Source organism: Eubacterium album (assembly GCF_025336545.1).
GTDB classification, from domain to species: domain Bacteria; phylum Bacillota; class Clostridia; order Lachnospirales; family Lachnospiraceae; genus Eubacterium_U; species Eubacterium_U album.
This window is the reverse complement of sequence record NZ_JAODBU010000008.1, coordinates 137,837-159,216: the sequence shown is the minus strand read 5'-3', so window position 1 is coordinate 159,216 and position 21,380 is coordinate 137,837. Positions and strand designations below refer to the sequence as shown.

Sequence of the window (21,380 nt, the reverse complement as noted above, 5' to 3'; positions counted from 1 at the left end):
ACGATATTCCTAAAACTGTAGGTATTGTGTTTCATAACACACAAAAAATATTATAACATATATTTCCACATCGTCAACCACTTTTTATAGTATATTGAAGATTTTTTGCTTATTATTTAACCTGGCTTTCAAGAACTTCTTTAGCCTTTGCTAACGCGTCATCTGCACCTGCAGGATTCTTTCCTCCGGCCTGTGCCATATTAGGACGACCGCCGCCGCCACCGCCAACACATTTAGCTACTTCCTTAATGATATTTCCGGCATGTGCACCTTTACTGATTGCATCATCACCAGCCATTGCAATAACATTAACTTTATCGCCTAAAGTTGATACGATAACAACAACTCCATCGTTTGTCTTTTCTTTCATCTGATCGCCTAAATTTCTCAAACCATTCATATCAACGTCTGCGACTTTTATCGCTAATAACTTAACTCCATTTACGTCAACAATCTGGTCATCAGCATTTCCAACAGATGCATTAGCAATTTTGCTCTTGAGTTTTTCGTTTTCACTCATAAGAGCTTTTATTTCTTCCTGCATAGCTTCAATTTTCTTTACAAGTGCTATAGGTTCAGTTTTAGCAACCTTAGCTGCAAGATTCATTTCTTCTTCAATTGATTCATAATGTTTCATAAGACCTGTTGATGTTAAAGCTTCAATACGTCTTACTCCGGCAGCAATACCTGATTCTGAAATAATCTTAAATGCTGAAATAACGCCTGTATTTGCTACATGAGTACCACCACATAATTCAACTGAAAAATCACCCATTGAAACAACTCGAACCGTTTCACCATATTTTTCGCCAAACAATGCCATAGCTCCTGTCTTCTTAGCATCTTCTAATGACATTTCTTTAGTAATTACAGGAAGATTTTCAGCGATTTCATTGTTTACAATATCTTCAACTTTCTCAATTTCTTCAGGAGTCATAGCCTGGAAATGAGTAAAGTCAAATCTAAGTCTATCTGCAGTAACTAATGAGCCTGCCTGTTCAATATGATCTCCTAATACAATCTTTAAAGCTTTCTGTAATAAATGTGTTGCACTATGGTTTTTGCCTGTATCTTCTCTATTATGCTTATTAACCTTAAGTGTAACATTATCTCCAACAGAGAACATTCCCTTAGTAACCTGTCCTATATGACCAATCTTTCCACCTAAAAGCTTAATTGTATCTTTTACTTCAAATTCACTGTCACCGTTTGTAATTACACCAATATCTCCTGCCTGTCCACCCATTGTAGCGTAGAAAACAGTTTCATCAACAACGATTGTTCCCATATCACCATCAGTGATTGCTTCTACAATTTCATCTTCAGTTGCAATTGTTGAAATTACTGATTCATTTTCTAATTTGTCATATCCTACAAATTTAGATGTGATATTTTTATCCATCTGCTCGTAAATTGTAGCATCTGCACCCATGTAATTTGTTTTCTTTCTGGCTTTTCTAGCTTTTTCTTTCTGTTCTTCCATGCATGCTTTAAATCCGTCTTCATCAACATTAAATCCTTTTTCTTCAAGGATTTCCTTTGTCAAATCAAGAGGGAATCCATATGTGTCATATAATTTAAATGCATTTTTTCCTGAAAGAGTCTTTGAACCTGCATTATCCATTTCTTTTTGCATATCAGTAAGGATTCCAAGTCCCTGATCTATTGTCTTATTGAATTTGTTTTCTTCTTCAGTAAGAACTTTAAAAATCATATTTTTCTTTTCTTCTAATTCAGGATAACCGTCTTTTGAACTTTCAATAACAGTTTCACTTAATTTTGCAAGGAATTTTCCATCAATTCCAAGTAAACGTCCATGTCTTGCAGCACGTCTGATTAATCTTCTAAGAACATAACCTCTTCCTTCGTTAGAAGGCATAATTCCGTCAGAAATCATAAATGTAGCTGAACGTATATGGTCTGTTATAATTCTAATTGAAACATCCCATGCATATTCTTTTTTATATTCTTTTCCTGAAAATTCACAAACTTTATCTCTTAAAGCTCTGATTGTATCAACATCAAAAATTGAATCTACATCCTGAACAACAGTTGCAAGTCTTTCAAGACCCATACCTGTATCAATATTTTTCTGCTTAAGAGTTGTGTAATTTCCTTTTCCGTCATTTTCAAACTGTGTAAATACGTTGTTCCAAATTTCAATGTATCTGTCGCACTCACAACCTACTGTGCAATCCGGCTTACCACAACCATATTTTTCACCACGGTCATAATAAATTTCTGAACATGGTCCGCAAGGTCCTGCACCATGCTCCCAGAAATTGTCTTCCTTACCAAACTTAAATATTCTATCAGCAGGAATACCCATTTCTTTGTTCCATATATCAAATGCTTCGTCATCTTCAAGATAAACTGAAGGATAAAGTCTGTCTGCTTCCAATCCAACAACTTCTGTCAAAAATTCCCATGACCAATGAATTGCTTCTGTCTTGAAATAATCTCCAAATGAGAAGTTACCAAGCATTTCAAAGAATGTACCATGTCTTGCTGTTTTACCTATATTTTCAATATCACCTGTTCTGATACATTTCTGACATGTAGCTACTCTTGTCTTAGGTGGAATTTCCTGACCTGTAAAATATGGCTTAAGAGGTGCCATACCTGCATTAATCAACAATAAGCTGTTATCATTGTGGGGAACTAAAGAAAAGCTACCCAATACCAAATGGTCTTTAGATGCAAAAAAATCTAAATACATTTTTCTTAATTCGTTTAATCCGTATTTTTGCATTTATTTATCCTCCAAATATTAATCCTTATGCTAAAACTCAATAAATAATTCTAGCATAAGGACTATTGTTTTTCAAGATTATAGATTGATTTAATTTGCATTATAGGTTGATTTAGTTTGCATACTTACGCATCTATTTGTTAATGCTCGCTATCATATTCTTAAGTAAATATATTTAATTTTTCTAATAGACAATCGAATGCAGATATCTATCTTTATTTAAACATATAGACGAATGCTACTTGATTTTAGCTTTACAACAGAATACAAATAACCCCTTTGCTTTGGTCGTTAGTGATTTTTTCTATAGTATTTTGCATTCTACCCTGAGTTTCATCACTCATTCCACTGATTTTTGCAACTATCCCATCTTTAACAATTTGTTCAATTGTTTTACCAAAAATATTAGTGTCCCATATATTTGCATTTTCATCTGTCTTTTGTCCGTTTATATAATCAATTAAATCATTTGCCTGTTCTTCACTTCCTATTATAGGAGAAATTTCAGTTACTATATTTGCTTTGACAAAATGCATTGATGGAGCATTAGCTTTAATTTTAACTCCAAACTTTCCACCACTTCTTATCAATTGCGGATTCTCAAGTGTTATTTCATCTTTTGTAGGCACTACTATTCCATATCCTTTAGTTTTAACTTCATCTATTGCATAATTTACTTTTTCAAATTTATCTTTTTTTTCAGCAAGTTCCTTTACAAAACTAACCAGTTCAAGTTCATTATTGATTTGTGTATTAGTCATTTCACTTAATGTCATATAGTAATATTTATCATATATAGCATAGGTTATTGTTACCTCTCCGTCAGACAAATTAACATTATTAATCGTGATTGATTTTATGTACGGGTTTTCTTTAGTATTTGGCAAAGAATTGATATCTTTTATTTTATTAAGAACCATGAGTATGTTTCTTGACAATTCTAAAACCGCATTCTTAATTTCGTTGTCATCTTCTAAAACATTTACCCACTTAGGGCACATAAAATTAATCTTTGCTATTGGAAATTCAAACAAAATTTTGCTTAGAATTTCATTTATATCTTTTTCGCTTAACTGAAGACAATTAAGCGAAATGACAGCTGACCTGTAATTGCTTTCTAATTTTTTTACGACACTTTTACACTTCTCTGATTCAGGTTCCATTGAATTTACAACTATAACAAAAGGTTTATTTATTTTTTCCAATTCCTTAATTGCCATATCTGTTGCTTTCATGTAATTTTCAGCCTGAATATCTGTAAAGCTTCCATCTGTAGTTATGACAATCCCTATAGTTGAATGTTCTGAAATAACCTTTTGAGTTCCAAGTTCCGCTGCTTTAGAAAAAGGAATTTCCTGTGTCAACCATGGAGTTTTTACCATTCTCTCTTTATCTTCTTCTAAATATCCGGTTGCACCATCAACCATATAACCTACACAATCTATAAGTCTTACGCTGGCATTTATATCATTTTTCAAATTAATATTAACAGCCTTATTTGGAATAAATTTAGGCTCTGTGGTCATAATTGTTTTTCCGGCTGCTGATTGTGGCAGTTCATCCTGAGCTCTTTTAATATCATTTTCATCTTTTATGTTTGGAATAATTGCTAAATTCATGAAATTCTTTATAAATGTTGATTTTCCTGTTCTGACAGGCCCGACAACACCAATATAAATTTCACCGTTTGTACGGTTTTTAATGTCTTTATAAATACTAAAATCCATAAAAATAACCCCTTTACATTTTTTATAATTATATGCAAAGAGGTTTTATATATTCTTAATATTCTATACCTTTACGGGCATTTACACCACTTTCAAATGGGTGTTTTATACAATTAATTTCCGATATATAGTCTGAAATTTCTACATATTTTTCTTCGGGGTTTCTTCCTGTCAATATTATTTCAGTTTTATCTTTATATCCGCAAATAAGCTTATATGCATAATCTTTATCCAACAAATTCAATTCATTTGCAGAGTTAAATTCATCAAATATTACCATTGATATATGCTCTGATTTTAAAATTTTTTCTGTTTCTTTTATTAAATTTGTATGGATATCCTTTAAATTGCTCTTTTCAGAATCTGTCATATTCCATATAAATTTTATTGGACCTGTTGGATGCAAAACATAAATATTGCTGTTATTTTTTAAAAAGTTTATTTCTCCGGAAAGACCATCTTTCATAAATTGAACAAATATTACTTTTTTATTATAGCCTAACATTCTAACAGCCTGACCGACAGCAGATGTTGTCTTTCCTACACCATCGCCACACTTAATATGAAGCATATTCATCCTCCTTTTAATACAACATTACATTAACGGAGCAATCATTTTTAATATTGAACCACATAATTTATATAATGCCGACCGATTTCTACAGTCTTCTAATGTGATTTTTTTAGATTTCTGTAATGTTTTTTCGAAATCATCTTCTATTAATGATATTTCCTTGTTTTTATACATTAAACATCCACATTCAAAATGAAGATATAAACTTCTGTAATCTAAATTAATTGTTCCAACAGTCGCTTTGTCATCATCAACTACAAATTGTTTTGCATGTGTAAATCCCGGAGTGAATTCATATATTTCAACTCCATTTTTAATTAATTCTTCATAATAGGTTCTTGCAAGACAATACGCATATGCTTTATCTGGAATTCCCGGCATGATAATTTTTACATCAACACCTCTTTTTGCAGCAAATGTCAAAGCCTCCATCATCACATTATCAATTACAAGATAAGGTGTTATTATATGAACATATTTTTTTGCTGTATTTATTAGACTTAAATATACCTGTTCTCCAACTTTTTCATCATCAAACGGCTCATCTCCATATCCAATAATATAGCCTGATGTATCCGGCAACGAAGGACAGTCTACATCTAAATATTTATTATAATCGCCAATAATTTCTTCATCTACATTCCACATTTGCAAAAATAATAACGTAAAACTTTTAGCAGCTTCTCCTTCTATCATAACAGCTGTATCTTTCCAATAACCAAATCGCTCTTTTAAATTCATATATTCATCGGCAAGATTAATTCCTCCGGTAAAAGCAATTGTTCCATCTATTACAAGATTTTTTCTGTGATCTCTGTTATTTTGATGCGTTGAAAGAAACGGTCTCATTGGATTAAAAGATTTAGCTTTTATTCCATATTCTCTAAGTTCCTTAAAATAACCCATTGGAAGTTTGGTTAGAGAACACATTCCGTCATATATTACACGGACTTCAACCCCTTCTTTAACTTTTTGTTTTATTATTTCAAGAACAGAATTCCAGACTTCACCTTCTTCAATTATAAAATACTCTAAAAATATAAATGATTTTGCCTCTTTTAGTTTTTTTATCAAATAATCATATTTTTCTTCTCCTGAAGCAAAATATGTAATTTTTGAATTCTCATATGGTGGACATCCTGAATATTTATAGATGTATTCTCCTAAATTTTCTATAAGCGGATCATCTTTTTGCAATTTATCTTTAATGTCTGTTTTATATTCTAAATAATTATCCGACCTGTGGTTAATTACTTCTAATCTTTTTCTTAACAGCACAGATGTAGGTTGAAATTTTACAAACAAATATAAAAGTGCACCAAAAATTGGAATTATAAGAATTACAATTGACCATATCATTTTCATGGTTGGATCTGATTTTTTTTCATTAACAATATAAAGAACCAGAAAAACAGTGATAATTCTTATAAAATCATAAAATATCTTAAATTGCTCATTTACATGCCAAAAAAAGTAGAACAATACAAGAAGTTGCAAAAAAATAAGCAGGGCAAAAATAAATATACGGCTGAATATAAGCTTAACAATCCCATTTTTACCTTTCTTTGCTGTTTTCTTTGCAGTTTCTTTTGCTCTACTTTCCATAAATTTAATCCTCGTTGTCTAACAAATTTTGTCTGATATTTAACATTCTTATATCTGTTTCGTAAATTGTATCTGCGCAATCCGTTAATTGCTTAATTGATTCCACATTAGAATTTTCAAATTTCTTATAGTGTATCTGATGTTCTAAACTAGCCCAGAAATCCATAGCAATTGTTCTTATTTGTACCTCAACTTTTACACCCTTCTTTTCATTAGATAAGAAAATAGGAATTTCTATAACCAGATGCAAACTTCTATAACCATTTTTCTTTGGATTTTTTATGTAATCTTTTCTGGTTAATTCTTTAACATCATCCTGACTTGTAAGCATGTCTGCAACGCTATATATATCATCTAAAAAAGAACATATAATTCTAATTCCCGCAACATCATCTAAATTGTTCTGTACACTTTCTAATGTTTTATCCAAATTTTTTCTATCTAACTTTTCATATATACTATCAGGAGATTTAATTCTGGTTTTAATTGATGCTATAGGATTTCTCATAGTATTTGCAGAAAATTCTTTATTTAAAACATCTAATTTTGTCTTTACTTCTAAAATAGCACATTCATAATATGTCATGAGCATTTTAAATTCTGTAGGATTAATGTCAAAATTTCCAATCTGACCTATAAATTTATTTTGTATTTTTTTTAAATCATCCATATTTCTTTACTTCCACAATAAATCTACATGCTCACTTGTATTATCTCTGTTCATCAACTCATTAACTGCATCTAAAGGCTTTTTTCCATTAAATAATACGTCATTAACAGCTTCTGTAAGTGGCATATCAACATGATATTTTTTTGAAAGATTAAGTGCAGCTTTTGCAGATACAGCACCTTCAACAACCATATTTACTTCCTTAACAGCTTCTTCTAAAGAATATCCCTGTCCAATTAATACTCCTGCACGTCTGTTTCTTGAATGTTTACTATCACATGTAACAATCAAATCACCAATTCCTGATAATCCGTTAAATGTTCTTGTGTGGCCACCCATTGCAGTTCCTAAAAGACTAATTTCCTTCATTCCTCTTGTAATAAGAAGTGCCTTTGTATTATCACCAAATCCTAAGCCATCTGAAATTCCGGCAGCTAATGCAATAACATTTTTTAAAGCGCCACCAAGCTCAATGCTCTTTCTGTCAGGGCTTACATACACCCTGAAGTAATGATTTGAAAAAGCATCCTGAACCTTAACAGCTGTTTCTTTAGTTGTTGCTCCTACTACAACGGCTGTTGGAATTTTACGACCTACTTCTTCGGCATGACTTGGTCCTGATAATGCAACTGCATCACAATTTGGTAATTCATCTTCAATTATTTCCGTCATTGTATTAAACGTATCATCTTCAATTCCCTTAGCAACATCTACAATAATCTGACCATTTGGAATCAAATCCTTTAAAAGTTTTGAAGTACTTCTTACAAATGAAGATGCAACTGCCATAACAATAATTTCTGCTCCATTAACAGCACTTTTTAAATCATTTGTAATTTCAACTGTTTCTGGAATGATTACTCCCGGAAGACTTATTTTATTTTCTCTATGAGTTTTAAGTGCTTCGACTTCTCTGTTTACTGCTGACCATATTGTGACATTATGACCATTATCATTAAGAACCATAGCTAATGCTATAGCCCATCCACCACCACCTAATACTGTAATCTTTGACATATTATGCCTCCTTCTTTTCGCCAATTTTTCGTTCTGTACCATTGGCTAATCTTTTTATATTGTCTTTATGTCTTACAAAAGCAAGTGCTGTCATAAGACCTGTAATAATGTACGCTTCAATTCTGCATTCCGGATTAAGATTATGTACCATTCCAAGCTGACCCCATACAATCATTTCTATTAACAATGAGCCCATAAGCATTAACGATGAAAATGATACATACTTTGTTATATATAAAGATATAAAAAACACAAAAAATCCAAGAACAACAAATTTCCAATCATATATAGCTAAAGATGTAATCATTCCTGCTGACGCCGCAATTCCTTTTCCACCTTTAAATTTCATGTAAAACGGAAAATTATGTCCTAAAATAACACCAAATCCAGAATAAAGCAATAAAACAAACATAATATTTTCACATGATTTATGAAACAAAGCATAAACAAGCAAACCACAAAATACTGCTTTTAATGCATCAACAAAAAATGTGATTAATCCTGCTTTTTTACCAAGAACACGCATTGTATTTGTTGTTCCTGAATTTCCACTTCCAAAATCTCTAATATCAATATTTTTTATCTTGCCTAAAATGTATCCCATTTCTATAAGGCCGAAAAAATATCCTAAAACTATGCAAATAATTCTCTGAGCAATCATTTAACTTTCCTTTCGTTCCCTTATAATAAATCTTAAAGGAGTTCCTTTGAATCCAAAACTTTCTCTTATTTTATTTTCAATATATCTTGTATATGAAAAATGCATCAGTTCTTTATCATTTACAAATATAACAAAAGTTGGCGGTTTAACTGCTACCTGTGTTATATAGTATAATTTCAATCGTTTACCCTTGTCTGATGGTGGCTGCTGTAAAGCAACTGCTTCTGTCATTATTTCGTTCAATACACCTGTTCCAACACGCATTGACTGATTTTCTAAAACTGTATCAATCATATCAAATAATTTGGGAAGTCTCTGACCCGTTTGGGCAGAAATGAACATTATTTCAGCATATGGCATATACGCAAGTACATCTCGTATTTTTGCAGTAAACTGATATATTGTTTTATCATTTTTTTCAATTGCATCCCATTTATTAACGGCAATAATTACACCTTTGCCATTTTCATGAGCGATTCCCGCAATTTTAGCATCCTGTTCTGTAATACCTTCTGTTGCATCAATCATTACAACAACTACATTCGCTCTTTCAACGGCTGTTACAGTTCTTATAATACTATATCTTTCAATTTCTTCTTTTATTTTCTTTTTACGTCTCAAACCTGCAGTATCAATAAATACGTACTCCTTACCATTCCATGTAATTTCAGTATCAATTGCGTCTCTTGTTGTGCCGGCTATATTTGATACAATCACACGATTATTTCCTGTAAGTTTGTTTACCAAAGATGATTTTCCTACATTTGGCTTACCTACAACTGCAATTCTTGGTCTTTCATCTTCTTCCTCTTCTAATTCGAGTCCGTCAAAGTGTTCAACTACACGGTCAAGCAAGTCACCAATTCCAAGTCTTGATGATGCTGATATAGGCTGTGGATCACCAATTCCTAAATTATAAAATTCATATACATCAGGCATAAATTTATCAAAATTATCCACCTTGTTAACAGCTAAGATTACCGGCTTATGACTTCTTCTAAGCATGTCAGCTACTTTTGTATCTGAATCGACAAGTCCCTGACGTACATCTGTTATAAATATAATTACATCAGCAGTATCGATTGCTATCTGAGCCTGTTCTCTCATCTGTGATAAAATAATATCTCTACTGTCCGGCTCAATTCCGCCTGTATCAATCAATGTAAAATTATGGTTAAGCCATTCTACATCTGCGTAAATTCTATCTCTTGTGACACCCGGAGTGTCTTTTACTATAGAAATCATTTCTCCTGCCAATGCATTAAAGAGCGTAGATTTTCCTACATTAGGTCTTCCTACAATGGCAACTATTGGTTTACTCATATCTAATCTCCTATTTGTATCTGTTTAATTTCAAGTACTCTACAATTCATATTTAGAATTTGTACTTATTTTTGGATTATTATCTTCATTTTCGTTTATAATGGTTTTCACAAAATCCATTCCACTAGATTTTACAATAATTGTATTTATTTGTAAATTCTTTTCAAATTCCTCTAATGTCATGTCATCTAAAAATATATTTTCATCAGCTTTCAATGTATTTGTAGGCAAAAGTAAGTTATCCCCTAATTCTTTTCCCGAAAGTTGAGAACATATATCCTGTCCTGTAAGAAGTCCTGTAACTGTAATTGAATGTCCAAAATAGTCATTAATTATTTTATATACGTGTACATTTACATTTGGGAATTTTTTATTTATCTTGTCACAACTTGACTTTATAGTATCATATGCTAACACTCCACTTATTGTAGATACATTTATAACTCTATCATCACCTTCAATAGAATCAAGGTAATCCTTCACCTCTTCTATAAAGCTTCTAATCATTCCTACACCATTTTCCAGTTGTAAATATCCATCATACCTCTCTTCTTCAGGCATTTCTCTTTCTGCTAAAATATACCATTCATCACTTGCATGTATAAAGTGTATCCCATATTTTTCATAAAAATGCTTCTGCCATTTTTCAATAGTATCTATTACAGCACAAGCATCTTCTTTCTCAAATAATTCTAAAGGATATAAACCGTCTCTAAATTTTGTAAGACCTGAAGGAACAATGGAAACACTTCTCATATTTGGAATATATTTCTCTAAATCACTAATCGTTCTTTCTAGTTCTTCTTTATCATTTACATTTTTGCATAATACAACTTGTCCGTTCATTTCAACGTCAGCTGCGTTTAATCTATCTATATATTTAAGTTTATCACCGGCAAATCTGTTATTTAGCATTTTACATCTAAGTTTAGGATTTGTAGTGTGTACAGATATATTAATTGGAGATAGATTATATCTTATTATACGGTCAACATCATTTTCATTCATATTAGTTAAAGTTATATAATTTCCCTGTAAAAATGAAAGTCTCGAGTCATCGTCTTTAAAATATAAAGTCTCTCTCATACCGGGTGGCATCTGATCAATAAAACAAAACATACATTTATTACAGCATGACCTATATTCATCCATAAGGCCGTTTTCAAATTCTAAACCTAACTCTTCATTTTCATCTTTTTCAATTTCTAATTCCCACTGTTCGCCATTACTTTTTTCTATTACAACATCTATAAATTCGTCCATACACAAAAGCTGATAATCAAATATATCAACTATTGTTGTACCATTTACTTCTAATAGGTAATCCCCTGCTTCTATTTCCATTTCTTCTGCAATAGAACCCGGAGTCACACTCTTTATTAAATGCCTGTTATTCATATGATTCTCCATTTTAGTACAAATAATAGTTATATGAAGGAAACATGATTAAGCTGATATTATTTAAGCATTAAAAATGCAGCTAAGTTTCCTCTTTTTCCATGATGCCCCCTATGAGAAAACAATTCATCTTTATTGCAGCATGTGCAAATATCTGTAGTGTAGATATTGTCATATTCAACACCCGCATCAAGAAATACCTGTTTTACACTTTCCCATAAATTTAACTGATATTTTCCATTCCCTTTATTATATAATATTTTATTATTTTTACCAAATTCGTTTATAAATTCATTTGCAACGTCTTCGCTTATCTCATAACAATCCTGACATATTGACGGACCAATACAGCAAATTACATCTTTTGGGTTTGTACCATAATTTTCATTCATTAATTTCAATGTATTATCACCTATGCGCTTTACTGTTCCTTTCCATCCTGAATGCGACAAGCCAATTGCTTTATTAACCGGATCAAGTATATAAAGAGGAACACAATCAGCGTAATATGTTGTCAAAACAATTCCCGGAACATTTGTTATTAAACCGTCTACATCAGAATAGTCCCTGTCCTTTGTAATGCCTTTACCACAATCTTCTTTTGTAACAACTCTTACATTAGTAGTGTGTGTCTGATTTGTCGTAACTATATTTTCATATGGAAATCCGACAGCCTTAGCAAATATTTTATGATTTTTTAATACATTTTCATCTAAATCTCCCCTGTTAAATCCTAGATTCATGGATTCAAGGCAGCCTACACTTACACCACCCTGTCTTGTAGAAAATGCATTGACAACCATTCCTGTCTGTTCTAATGCATTAAAACTGATATAAGGAATTCCGTTTCCAAATTTTATACTTGTTGTTGTTCTGTTCTTTTTATTTAATATAATCATTACATTGCTCCAAATGCATTCTTAATTAATTCTATATTTTCACCTTTAATTGCTACAACATCAAAGCGATAATTTAGATTTTCGACTAACTTATTAGCCATTATATATATATTAGCACATTTAAATAACTTCTGTTGTTTTTTATAATTTATCGCTTCTAAAGCATCGCCATATTTATTATTCTCCCGATATTTCACCTCGATAAAACATAAATATTCTTTATCTTTTGCAACTATGTCTATCTCTCCACTTTTGCAGGAAAAATTTCTATCAATTATCTTATAGCCATGTTCAATCAAATATTCTGTAGCTATATCTTTTTTATACCCTCCAATAATTCTCTTGTTCAATATCTCTCCTTATTCGGTAAGTTAATCACTTTACAAAATTAGTAATAAATGTTTCTCTATGAATAGGACAAGGGCCAAACTTTTTAATTGCCTCAATATGTTTGGCTGAACCATATCCTTTATTTGAAGCAAAATCATATTCAGGATATAATTTATCATATTCTACCATCATTGCATCTCTGGTTACTTTCGCAATTATACTTGCAGCTGCGATAGATTTGCTTTTAGCATCACCTTTAATAATTCCAATCTGCTTAATATCTACACCCGGAATATTTACGGCATCATTTAAAAGAAGTGTTGGTTTAACTTCTAGCTGACTTATTGCAGTACGCATAGCTTCATATGTCGCCTGTAAAATATTGATTTCATCTATTTGAGCAGGACTAACCATTGCAGTTTTTGCAGCTACAGCTTTTTCCATTATTTCATCATAAAGTTCTTCTCGTTTCTTTGCTGAAAGTTGTTTTGAATCATTCAAATATAATATATCACAATCTTTAGGCAATATTACAGCTCCTGCAACTACAGGACCGGCTAATGGTCCACGACCAACTTCATCTATACCGCAGATAAATTCATAATCGCTGTATTTTCTTTCAAATTCACCCATCTTGTAGGTACGTTGCAATTCAAGTTCATACTTTTCAAGCATTTTTTGAGCTTTTGCTACAAGTTTTTTTACACCTTGTCTTTCGTCAACGTTAAATTCCATTATAAAAGAATTTAATTCTTTGACACTTAAGTTTTTTAATATATTATTTATATCACTTATACTTTTTTGTCCCATTTTATATTCCTTACAGTCTGTCTAATGTAATTTTTCCTAATTTTCCACTTCTAAATTCTTCAAGTAAAATTGAAGATGCTTTTTCTAAGTCTAAAACATTTCCTTTTAATTTGCATCCTCTTACTTCTGCTATTCCTTCTAACATCTTTAATGGATCATCATTCTTTTCTACACCAAATCTGTTAGGTATAGCATTTTCATAACTATTATTTAATATTTTTACAAATTCATATGCCATATCGCTTACATCAAGAATATTATCATTTATGGAACCGATTAACGCTAATTTAAGCCCTATAGCCTGATCTTCAAATTTAGGCCACAAAATACCCGGTGTATCTAATAATTCCAATGTTTTACTTAATTTAATCCACTGTTTTCCTTTTGTAACGCCCGGTTTATTTCCTGTTTTTGCACAATTTCTTCCGGCATATGCATTAATAAATGTAGATTTTCCTACGTTTGGGATACCAACAACCATAGCTCTTACAGGTCTGTTTTTAATTCCTCGTTTACGGTCTCTTTCAATTTTTTCTTTACACGCCTCATTAACTACATTATTTATCTCTTTAATCCCCGATTTGTTTTTAGAATTTATTTTTAGTGCATGATAACCTTTTTCTTTAAAGTATTCAATCCATTTTTCATTTTGATCATCATCAGCCAAGTCCGATTTATTAAGTAAAATCAAGCGAGCTTTATTTTTTCCTAAATCATCGATGTCCGGATTTCTACTACTTAAAGGTACTCTTGCATCTACAAGTTCAATCACTAAATCAATTAATTTTATATCTTCCTGCATCTGACGTTTTGCTTTTGTCATATGTCCCGGATACCACTGATAATCCATATTTCCTCCTTAATTATACATAAAACGTTATTGTATTTCATAAAATCATTACTAATTACTTACTTTAAAATGATATCGTATATTTAAACATTTAAATATATCTAATCTTCAAGTTTAAAAAAAGGAGTGAGTTAAATACTCGCTCCTTTTTATGGTATAATAATTATTTAACTAATTCTTTAACCTTAGCTGCCTTACCAACTCTGCTTCTGATGTAGTTAAGTTTAGCTCTTCTAACTTTACCTTTTCTAACTACTTCGATTTTGTCGATTGTAGGTGTGTGTAATGGCCAAGTCTTTTCAACACCGATACCGTTTGAATTCTTTCTTACAGTAAATGTTGCTCTTGTGCTTCCACCCTGTTTCTTAATTACTAAACCTTCGAAAACCTGAATTCTTTCACGGTTTCCTTCTTTAATCTTAGCGTATACTTTAACTGTATCACCAACATTAAAATCTGCTACGTTTTCTTTTAACTGAGCTGCCTCAATTTCTCTGATAATATCGTTCATAACTGCCTCCTTATTTCATTAGACATTCTTAATGCTATCAAAGCAACAGCGGAACATCTCCTTTTTACAGCATTTGTAATAATACCATAAGACTATATCATTTGCAAGCATTTTTTTCATTTTCTAATTTTTCGATAAATTTTATATCTTCTTTTGTTAAATTAGCTTTTTCCATCAAATCAGGACGTCTCTTAATAGTTCTGATTATCGACTGCTCTCTTCTCCATTTATCTACTTTAGCATGATCTCCCGATAAGAGAATTGGTGGTACTTTTTTATCCATAAAAGTATCAGGACGTGTATATTGCGGATACTCCAATAAATTATCATTAAACGATTCGAATTCAGCAGATACGTTATTATTCAAGACACCTGGAATAAGTCTTGAAATGGTATCTATCATTACCATCGCCGGGAGTTCGCCTCCTGTAAGGACGTAATCGCCAATAGAAACATTATCTGTAACTATCATTTCTAAAACACGTTCATCTATACCTTCGTAATGTCCACATAAAAATACCAAATCTTTTTCTTTGGCAAAATCTTCTGCCATGCTTTGGTTAAACGTCTCTCCTTGTGGAGTTAAATAAATAACCCTTGGCTTATATCCTATTTTTTCCACAACGGATTCATAACTTCTATATACAGGTCCGGGTTGCATAAGCATTCCTGCTCCTCCGCCATATGGATAATCATCAACCTGACCATGTTTATTTCCGGAAAAATCTCTTATATTTATTGCATTTAAATTTATTAACTTCTTGTCAATTGCTCTTCCTGTAATGCTTGTATTTACTCCATTTGTAATCATTTCCGGAAAAAGTGTTAATACATGATAATTCATTAGTCTAGCAATCCTTTCATGATATGCACAGTAACAATTTTGTTTTCTATGTCTAGTTTCTTGACGCATTCATCAATCTTAGGAAGTAATACTTCTTTGTTGTCTAATGTTTTAACAACATAAACGTCATTAGCACCTGTCTGCATAACATCTTCTAAAACACCAAATTCGCTACCATCTTCAAGAATAACTTTTGCCCCTAATATATCTGCTATATAATATTCGCCTTTTTCAAGTTTAACTGCATTATCTCTGGAAACTAAAATATCTTTTCCTTTATAGCATTCAATATCATTTATATTGTTATACTCTTTAAATTTAAGAATAACCATATTTTTGAAAAATTTTACTGATTCTACGTTTAAATCTATATATTCTTTCCCTGTATCTAAGATGCATTTTTTTAATTTTTTAAATCTATTAATATCATCTGTTGTAGGATATACCTTTACTTCACCACGTATACCATGTGTATTTGCAATAACTCCTACCCTAAAATATTTTTCCATATATTTCCTTTCAAACAGTATCTATTAAATGTTATTTAATGTTAGATCTTAGTTATATTTTTAAATTTTTAATGATAATTAAATTAACTTTTTAAATGATTAACGGGACTGAATTCAGTCCCGTTGCACTTGTGGTTACTATATAATGTCCACTATAACTTTTTTGTCGCATTTTGAAGATGCAGCTTTAACAACAGAACGAATTGCTTTAGCAATCTTTCCCTGTTTTCCGATAATCTTTCCAACATCATCAGTTGCAACCTTCAATTCTAAAACAATAGTTTTATCTGTTTCTTTTTCAGTAACAACTACTTCGTCCGGAGAATCTACAAGTGCTTTTGCAATTGTCTCTACTAATTCTTTCATAGTTAGACCTCCTGACTATTATTTTTCAATACCGGCAATCTTAAGTAATTTTCCTACTGTTTCTGTAGGCTGAGCTCCGTTTGATAACCATTTCTTAGCTGCTTCTTCGTTGAAATCAAATACGCTAGGATCTCTGTTTGGATCATATGTTCCGATTTCTTCAATAAATCTACCATCTCTTGGTGATCTTGAATCTGCCACTACAATTCTGTAGAAAGGAGCTTTCTTCTTACCCATTCTCTTTAATCTGATCTTTACTGCCATTTTACTTTCCTCCGTAAAAAATTAATTATAATTATTATTTATATATATTAAGAAAACCAATGTCTTCGTTAATATCAATATTGTCTAAATTTAAATCTAGAAACCGAAAGGCATCTTAAAACCGCCTCTTCGTTTCTTCTTGCCGCCACCCATCATGCCCGGCATGTTCTTCATCATTTTTTTTGCTTGGTCAAATTGTTTTACCAATTTGTTTACTTCACTTATATCTACACCTGCACCTTTAGCAATTCTTTGTTTCCTTGACGGATTAAGAATATCTGGATTACCTCTTTCTTCCTTTGTCATGGAATAAATAATTGCTTCAATACGTCCAAGTTGTTTATCATCTGGAAGCATATCTTCTTTTATCTGACCGCCTAATCCCGGAATAAGACTAAGCATTTCTGATAAACCACCCATATTTTTAATCTGACCCATGTATTCAAGATAATCATCAAAGGTAAATTGCGCTTTTCTAAGACGCTGTTCCATATCCTTTGCTTTTTCCTGGTCAATTGCCTGTTCAGCCTTTTCAATTAATGAAAGGACATCACCCATACCGAGAATTCTTGAAGCCATTCTATCTGGATAAAATTGTTCTAAATCAGAAAGCTTTTCACCCATACCAACATATAATATAGGTTTTCCTGTTACAGCCTTAATTGATAACGCTGCACCACCTCTTGTATCACCATCTAACTTAGTAATGATAATTCCATCAATTCCAATCTTTTCATTAAACTGGGTTGCTACATTCACTGCATCCTGACCTGTCATTGCATCAACAACAAGTACTGTCTGTGTAATGTCAATATTATCTCTAATTTCAATAAGTTCGTTCATCATGTCCTCATCAACATGTAAACGACCTGCTGTATCTAAAATAACAACATTATTGTTATTCTTTTTAGCATGTTCAATTGCTGCTCTGGCAATATCTACAGGTTTATGATTCGTTCCCATGGCAAATACCGGAACACCCTGTTTATCACCATTAATCTGCAACTGTTCAACAGCTGCCGGTCTGTAAACATCACAGGCAACTAATAAAGGTTTTTTTCCACTACCTTTAAGTTTTCCTGCAATCTTAGCAGTTGTTGTTGTTTTACCTGCCCCCTGAAGACCCATCATCATAATGACTGTTATTTCATTGTCAGGCAAAAGTTTAAGTTTCGTTGTTTCAGAACCCATAAGATTAGTAAGTTCTTCATTAACTATCTTTATTACCATCTGGCCCGGTGTCAAACTGTTAAGAACATCCTGCCCTATAGCCCTTTCTGTAACTGTTTTAATGAATTGTTTTACAACTTTAAAACTAACGTCAGCTTCAAGCAAAGCCATCTTAACTTCTTTAAGAGCAGCCTTAACATCATCTTCTGTCAGTCTACCCTTACCACGTAAGCCTTTAAATATGTTTTGTAATTTATCGGATAAGCTTTCAAATGCCAAGCCCTTACCTCCTATATTAATAATTCTCTAAAATCTGTCTGGCAATATTCTCTATGTCTTGCATATTATTCTCATCTGCCAATTGACAAATACGTTCAACCTGTTCTTTAGTCTTTTCAAATCTGCTTACAAGATGTAACTTTTCTTCATATTCATTCAAAGTCTTATCACATCTCTTTATCAAGTCATGTACGCCTTGTCTGGAAATATTTCTCTCCTCAGCTATTTCTCCAAGACTATAGTCGTTTAAAACAACTTCTTCATATATCTCCTGCTGATGTTTAGTCAACAGTTCTCCGTAGAAATCATATAAAAGAGAACTTCTTAAAATATCTTTCATATTTACCTCTAAGTGCATCTATCTAAAATTGAAAATAAAATATATCAAAATCACACTTAGAGTATAATACAATACAAAGCAAAGGGTGTCAAGTATTTTTTCTTGACACCCTTGTGTTTTATTTTGAATTTATATTTTGCATTTTAAAATAATTTATGAATCCTTTTTGTATTTTAATCACTATCTGTTCATTGTGTAAAATAAATCTATATAAATAATATTAGTTATTTATAAATTTGGTCTTACTTCTTTTGGCTTATAGCCTTTCTTTTCGAGAGCTGCAATAATCCGTTTTTTATGTTCGTGACCGAAACATTCAAGAGTAACTCTAAGTTCAACGGCAGCATTTCTATTAACAGATACAAACTGATTATGTTCAAGCTTAATTACATTTCCCTGTACATCTGCGATAGTGTTTGCAACTTTACCTAATTCACCCGGCTTATCAGGAAGTAATACAGATACTGTGAATACTCTTCCTCTCTGAATTAAACCGTGCTGTAATATAGATGACATTGTAATAATATCCATATTACCACCACTGATAATAGAAACAATCTTCTTATCTTTGCATTTTAAATGCTTAAGAGCTGCAATTGTAAGCAATCCTGAATTTTCAGCAACAAGTTTATGATTTTCAACCATATCAAGAAACGCATCTATTAATTCATCATCTTCAATTGTTATGATATCATCAATATTCTTCTGGATATATGGGAATATGTTGCTACCCGGAGTTTTAACCGCTGTACCATCTGCAATAGTATTAGCACTGTCTAATGTAACAACTTTTCCTGCACTAAGTGAAGCTTTCATACACGCAGCTTCTGCTGGTTCTACACCAATTACTTTAATATTTGGATTAAGTAATTTAGCTAATGTGCTTACACCTGTTGCAAGTCCGCCACCACCGATTGGAACCAAAATATAATCTACAGTTGGAAGTTCTTTTATAATTTCCATGGCAATTGTTCCCTGACCTGTAGCTACATCTAAATCATCAAATGGATGAATAAATGTATATCCTTCCTTTTCTGCTAACTCAAGTGCATACTTACATGCATCATCATAAACATCGCCATATAATATTACATCTGCACCATAACTTTTTGTTCTGTTTACCTTCATAAGAGGAGTAACAGTTGGCATAACGATTGTTGCTTTTACGCCATATAATTTGGCAGCATATGCAACCCCCTGTGCATGGTTTCCTGCTGATGCAGTAATTAAACCTTTAGCTCTTTCTTCTGGAGTTAATGTGCTTGTCTTATAATAAGCTCCTCTTACTTTATATGCACCTGTAAACTGCATATTTTCTGGTTTAATATATACCTTATTGCCTGTCTGTTCTGAAAAGTAATCACTATATATAAGATTTGTATTTAATGTTACTTTATTAACTATTTCTGAAGCTTCTTCAAATTTCTTTAAAGTTAATCCTTCGCTCATTATCTTCACTTCCTATTCTAATTATAATAATTTTTTCTTTGTAATAATACATCAACTTTCCATATTATAAAATATTTTTTTCAAATATAATACAAAAATCAAGTTTACTTTGTAAATAACGCTGACACAAAATCATGAGAATTAAATTTCTGTAAGTCATCTATGCCTTCACCTACACCAATATATTTAACAGGAATTCCTAATTCAGCCTGAATTGCTATTGCAATTCCACCTTTTGCCGTTCCATCCATTTTTGTAAGAACAACACCTGTTATATCTGTTGCTTCCATAAATGTTTTAGCCTGTACTAAAGCATTTTGTCCTGTTGTAGCATCAAGAACGATAAGATTTTCTCTTATACATTCTGAATATTCCTTTTCAATAATTCTGTCTAATTTTTTAAGTTCTTCCATAAGATTCTTCTTATTATGAAGTCTTCCCGCAGTATCACAAAGTAGTATATCAGCATTTTTATTTTTAGCAGATGCAATTGCATCAAACAAAACAGCACCCGGATCTGAGCCTTCATTTCCCGCTACAATATCTACATTTGAACGTCTGGCCCACTCTTTTAGCTGATCAGCTGCAGCAGCTCTAAAAGTATCAGCAGCCGCCATAACAACCTTTTTGCCATTTCCTTTTAGCTGTGCCGCAAGTTTTCCGATAGATGTAGTTTTTCCTACACCATTTACACCGATTACCATAACTACTGATTTTTCATTTTCAAAATCATATGCATTTTCTCCTAAATCCATCTGTTCTTCAATGTTTTTAATCAGCAACTCCTTGCAATCTTCAGGTTCTTTTATTTTTAACTCTTTTACCTGTTCTTTAAGTTTCTCTATTATTTCCATTGTTGTATTAACACCAATGTCACTCATAATTAAAATTTCTTCTAATTCTTCATAGAAATCGTCATCAATATGTGAAAATCCACTGAATATTGAATCTAATCCTGATACTATAGAATTTCTTGTTTTTGTAAGCCCTGATACAAGTTTCCCAAAAAAGCCTTTCTTTTCTTCCATTTAC

At 31.8% G+C, this 21,380-nt stretch carries 22 protein-coding genes; all 22 read right to left on the bottom strand.

Features of this window, described 5'->3' with window-relative positions; all coding sequences use genetic code 11:
* Positions 1-112: 112 nt before the first annotated feature.
* The 22 genes from alaS to ftsY all read right to left on the bottom strand — a co-directional run bounded on the left by alaS (position 113) and on the right by ftsY (position 21,376).
* The gene (gene alaS, locus N5B56_RS09565) at positions 113-2,752 is read right to left on the bottom strand and encodes an alanine--tRNA ligase (RefSeq protein ID WP_260978810.1); all 2,640 of its coding nucleotides are present in this window, start codon (positions 2,750-2,752) and stop codon (positions 113-115) included.
* A 254-nt stretch (positions 2,753-3,006) separates the two neighbouring features.
* Positions 3,007-4,479, bottom strand: coding sequence for a stage IV sporulation protein A (spoIVA, locus tag N5B56_RS09560; protein ID WP_260978809.1), 1,473 nt, complete (start codon positions 4,477-4,479; stop codon positions 3,007-3,009).
* A gap of 55 nt (positions 4,480-4,534) precedes the next feature.
* On the bottom strand, positions 4,535-5,050 hold the full coding sequence (locus N5B56_RS09555; protein WP_260978808.1) for a cob(I)yrinic acid a,c-diamide adenosyltransferase: 516 nt from the start codon (positions 5,048-5,050) through the stop codon (positions 4,535-4,537).
* 24 nt (positions 5,051-5,074) lie between these two features.
* On the bottom strand, positions 5,075-6,658 hold the full coding sequence (gene cls / locus N5B56_RS09550) for a cardiolipin synthase (protein ID WP_260978807.1): 1,584 nt from the start codon (positions 6,656-6,658) through the stop codon (positions 5,075-5,077).
* A 4-nt stretch (positions 6,659-6,662) separates the two neighbouring features.
* Complete coding sequence (locus N5B56_RS09545) at positions 6,663-7,328, bottom strand: GTP pyrophosphokinase (protein WP_118565106.1); 666 nt, start codon at positions 7,326-7,328, stop codon at positions 6,663-6,665.
* A gap of 6 nt (positions 7,329-7,334) precedes the next feature.
* Complete coding sequence (locus N5B56_RS09540; RefSeq protein ID WP_260978806.1) at positions 7,335-8,345, bottom strand: NAD(P)H-dependent glycerol-3-phosphate dehydrogenase; 1,011 nt, start codon at positions 8,343-8,345, stop codon at positions 7,335-7,337.
* Position 8,346: 1 nt separating this feature from the next.
* Positions 8,347-9,006: a glycerol-3-phosphate 1-O-acyltransferase PlsY gene (gene plsY / locus N5B56_RS09535; protein WP_260978805.1), complete on the bottom strand. Its 660-nt coding sequence runs from the start codon at positions 9,004-9,006 to the stop codon at positions 8,347-8,349.
* Positions 9,007-10,329 carry a ribosome biogenesis GTPase Der gene (gene der / locus N5B56_RS09530; protein WP_022088405.1) on the bottom strand — a complete coding sequence of 441 codons (1,323 nt, stop codon included), beginning with the start codon at positions 10,327-10,329 and terminating at the stop codon, positions 9,007-9,009.
* Between the two features lie 39 nt (positions 10,330-10,368).
* Positions 10,369-11,727, bottom strand: coding sequence for a DUF512 domain-containing protein (locus N5B56_RS09525; RefSeq protein ID WP_022088404.1), 1,359 nt, complete (start codon positions 11,725-11,727; stop codon positions 10,369-10,371).
* 59 nt (positions 11,728-11,786) lie between these two features.
* Positions 11,787-12,626: a peptidoglycan editing factor PgeF gene (gene pgeF / locus N5B56_RS09520; protein WP_022088403.1), complete on the bottom strand. Its 840-nt coding sequence runs from the start codon at positions 12,624-12,626 to the stop codon at positions 11,787-11,789.
* Positions 12,626-12,976, bottom strand: a complete 351-nt coding sequence (locus N5B56_RS09515; protein ID WP_260978804.1) for a YraN family protein — start codon at positions 12,974-12,976, stop codon at positions 12,626-12,628. Before N5B56_RS09515 ends, pgeF begins: the two co-directional genes overlap by 1 nt.
* A gap of 25 nt (positions 12,977-13,001) precedes the next feature.
* Positions 13,002-13,766 carry a ribonuclease HII gene (rnhB, locus tag N5B56_RS09510; RefSeq protein WP_260978803.1) on the bottom strand — a complete coding sequence of 255 codons (765 nt, stop codon included), beginning with the start codon at positions 13,764-13,766 and terminating at the stop codon, positions 13,002-13,004.
* Between the two features lie 10 nt (positions 13,767-13,776).
* The gene (ylqF, locus tag N5B56_RS09505; protein WP_022088400.1) at positions 13,777-14,616 is read right to left on the bottom strand and encodes a ribosome biogenesis GTPase YlqF; all 840 of its coding nucleotides are present in this window, start codon (positions 14,614-14,616) and stop codon (positions 13,777-13,779) included.
* A 163-nt stretch (positions 14,617-14,779) separates the two neighbouring features.
* Entirely contained in the window at positions 14,780-15,127 is a 348-nt protein-coding gene (rplS, locus tag N5B56_RS09500; RefSeq protein WP_022088399.1) for a 50S ribosomal protein L19, read from the bottom strand.
* 97 nt (positions 15,128-15,224) lie between these two features.
* On the bottom strand, positions 15,225-15,971 hold the full coding sequence (gene trmD / locus N5B56_RS09495) for a tRNA (guanosine(37)-N1)-methyltransferase TrmD (RefSeq protein WP_117909454.1): 747 nt from the start codon (positions 15,969-15,971) through the stop codon (positions 15,225-15,227).
* Positions 15,971-16,480, bottom strand: coding sequence for a ribosome maturation factor RimM (gene rimM, locus N5B56_RS09490; protein WP_022088397.1), 510 nt, complete (start codon positions 16,478-16,480; stop codon positions 15,971-15,973). Before rimM ends, trmD begins: the two co-directional genes overlap by 1 nt.
* Before the next feature lie 138 nt (positions 16,481-16,618).
* Positions 16,619-16,846, bottom strand: a complete 228-nt coding sequence (locus tag N5B56_RS09485) for a KH domain-containing protein (protein ID WP_022088396.1) — start codon at positions 16,844-16,846, stop codon at positions 16,619-16,621.
* Positions 16,847-16,864: 18 nt separating this feature from the next.
* A complete protein-coding gene (gene rpsP / locus N5B56_RS09480) occupies positions 16,865-17,110 on the bottom strand; it encodes a 30S ribosomal protein S16 (RefSeq protein ID WP_022088395.1) in 246 nt (81 codons plus the stop codon).
* A gap of 96 nt (positions 17,111-17,206) precedes the next feature.
* On the bottom strand, positions 17,207-18,559 hold the full coding sequence (ffh, locus tag N5B56_RS09475) for a signal recognition particle protein (protein WP_118565113.1): 1,353 nt from the start codon (positions 18,557-18,559) through the stop codon (positions 17,207-17,209).
* Between the two features lie 16 nt (positions 18,560-18,575).
* Entirely contained in the window at positions 18,576-18,899 is a 324-nt protein-coding gene (gene ylxM, locus N5B56_RS09470) for a YlxM family DNA-binding protein (protein WP_022088393.1), read from the bottom strand.
* A 228-nt stretch (positions 18,900-19,127) separates the two neighbouring features.
* On the bottom strand, positions 19,128-20,348 hold the full coding sequence (gene ilvA, locus N5B56_RS09465) for a threonine ammonia-lyase (protein ID WP_117909460.1): 1,221 nt from the start codon (positions 20,346-20,348) through the stop codon (positions 19,128-19,130).
* A gap of 104 nt (positions 20,349-20,452) precedes the next feature.
* Positions 20,453-21,376, bottom strand: a complete 924-nt coding sequence (gene ftsY, locus N5B56_RS09460) for a signal recognition particle-docking protein FtsY (protein ID WP_260978802.1) — start codon at positions 21,374-21,376, stop codon at positions 20,453-20,455.
* Positions 21,377-21,380 lie beyond the last annotated feature (4 nt).

Bases quoted from the DNA above. Each gene is read 5' to 3' on its own strand.
- alaS (WP_260978810.1), bottom strand. From the start codon at position 2,752: ATGCAAAAATACGGATTAAACGAATTAAGAAAAATGTATTTAGATTTT.
- spoIVA (WP_260978809.1), bottom strand. From the start codon at position 4,479: ATGGATTTTAGTATTTATAAAGACATTAAAAACCGTACAAACGGTGAA.
- N5B56_RS09555 (WP_260978808.1), bottom strand. From the start codon at position 5,050: ATGCTTCATATTAAGTGTGGCGATGGTGTAGGAAAGACAACATCTGCT.
- cls (WP_260978807.1), bottom strand. From the start codon at position 6,658: ATGGAAAGTAGAGCAAAAGAAACTGCAAAGAAAACAGCAAAGAAAGGT.
- N5B56_RS09545 (WP_118565106.1), bottom strand. From the start codon at position 7,328: ATGGATGATTTAAAAAAAATACAAAATAAATTTATAGGTCAGATTGGA.
- N5B56_RS09540 (WP_260978806.1), bottom strand. From the start codon at position 8,345: ATGTCAAAGATTACAGTATTAGGTGGTGGTGGATGGGCTATAGCATTA.
- plsY (WP_260978805.1), bottom strand. From the start codon at position 9,006: ATGATTGCTCAGAGAATTATTTGCATAGTTTTAGGATATTTTTTCGGC.
- der (WP_022088405.1), bottom strand. From the start codon at position 10,329: ATGAGTAAACCAATAGTTGCCATTGTAGGAAGACCTAATGTAGGAAAA.
- N5B56_RS09525 (WP_022088404.1), bottom strand. From the start codon at position 11,727: ATGAATAACAGGCATTTAATAAAGAGTGTGACTCCGGGTTCTATTGCA.
- pgeF (WP_022088403.1), bottom strand. From the start codon at position 12,626: ATGATTATATTAAATAAAAAGAACAGAACAACAACAAGTATAAAATTT.
- rnhB (WP_260978803.1), bottom strand. From the start codon at position 13,766: ATGGGACAAAAAAGTATAAGTGATATAAATAATATATTAAAAAACTTA.
- ylqF (WP_022088400.1), bottom strand. From the start codon at position 14,616: ATGGATTATCAGTGGTATCCGGGACATATGACAAAAGCAAAACGTCAG.
- rplS (WP_022088399.1), bottom strand. From the start codon at position 15,127: ATGAACGATATTATCAGAGAAATTGAGGCAGCTCAGTTAAAAGAAAAC.
- trmD (WP_117909454.1), bottom strand. From the start codon at position 15,971: ATGAATTATCATGTATTAACACTTTTTCCGGAAATGATTACAAATGGA.
- rimM (WP_022088397.1), bottom strand. From the start codon at position 16,480: ATGGAAAAATATTTTAGGGTAGGAGTTATTGCAAATACACATGGTATA.
- N5B56_RS09485 (WP_022088396.1), bottom strand. From the start codon at position 16,846: ATGAAAGAATTAGTAGAGACAATTGCAAAAGCACTTGTAGATTCTCCG.
- rpsP (WP_022088395.1), bottom strand. From the start codon at position 17,110: ATGGCAGTAAAGATCAGATTAAAGAGAATGGGTAAGAAGAAAGCTCCT.
- ylxM (WP_022088393.1), bottom strand. From the start codon at position 18,899: ATGAAAGATATTTTAAGAAGTTCTCTTTTATATGATTTCTACGGAGAA.
- ilvA (WP_117909460.1), bottom strand. From the start codon at position 20,348: ATGAGCGAAGGATTAACTTTAAAGAAATTTGAAGAAGCTTCAGAAATA.
- ftsY (WP_260978802.1), bottom strand. From the start codon at position 21,376: ATGGAAGAAAAGAAAGGCTTTTTTGGGAAACTTGTATCAGGGCTTACA.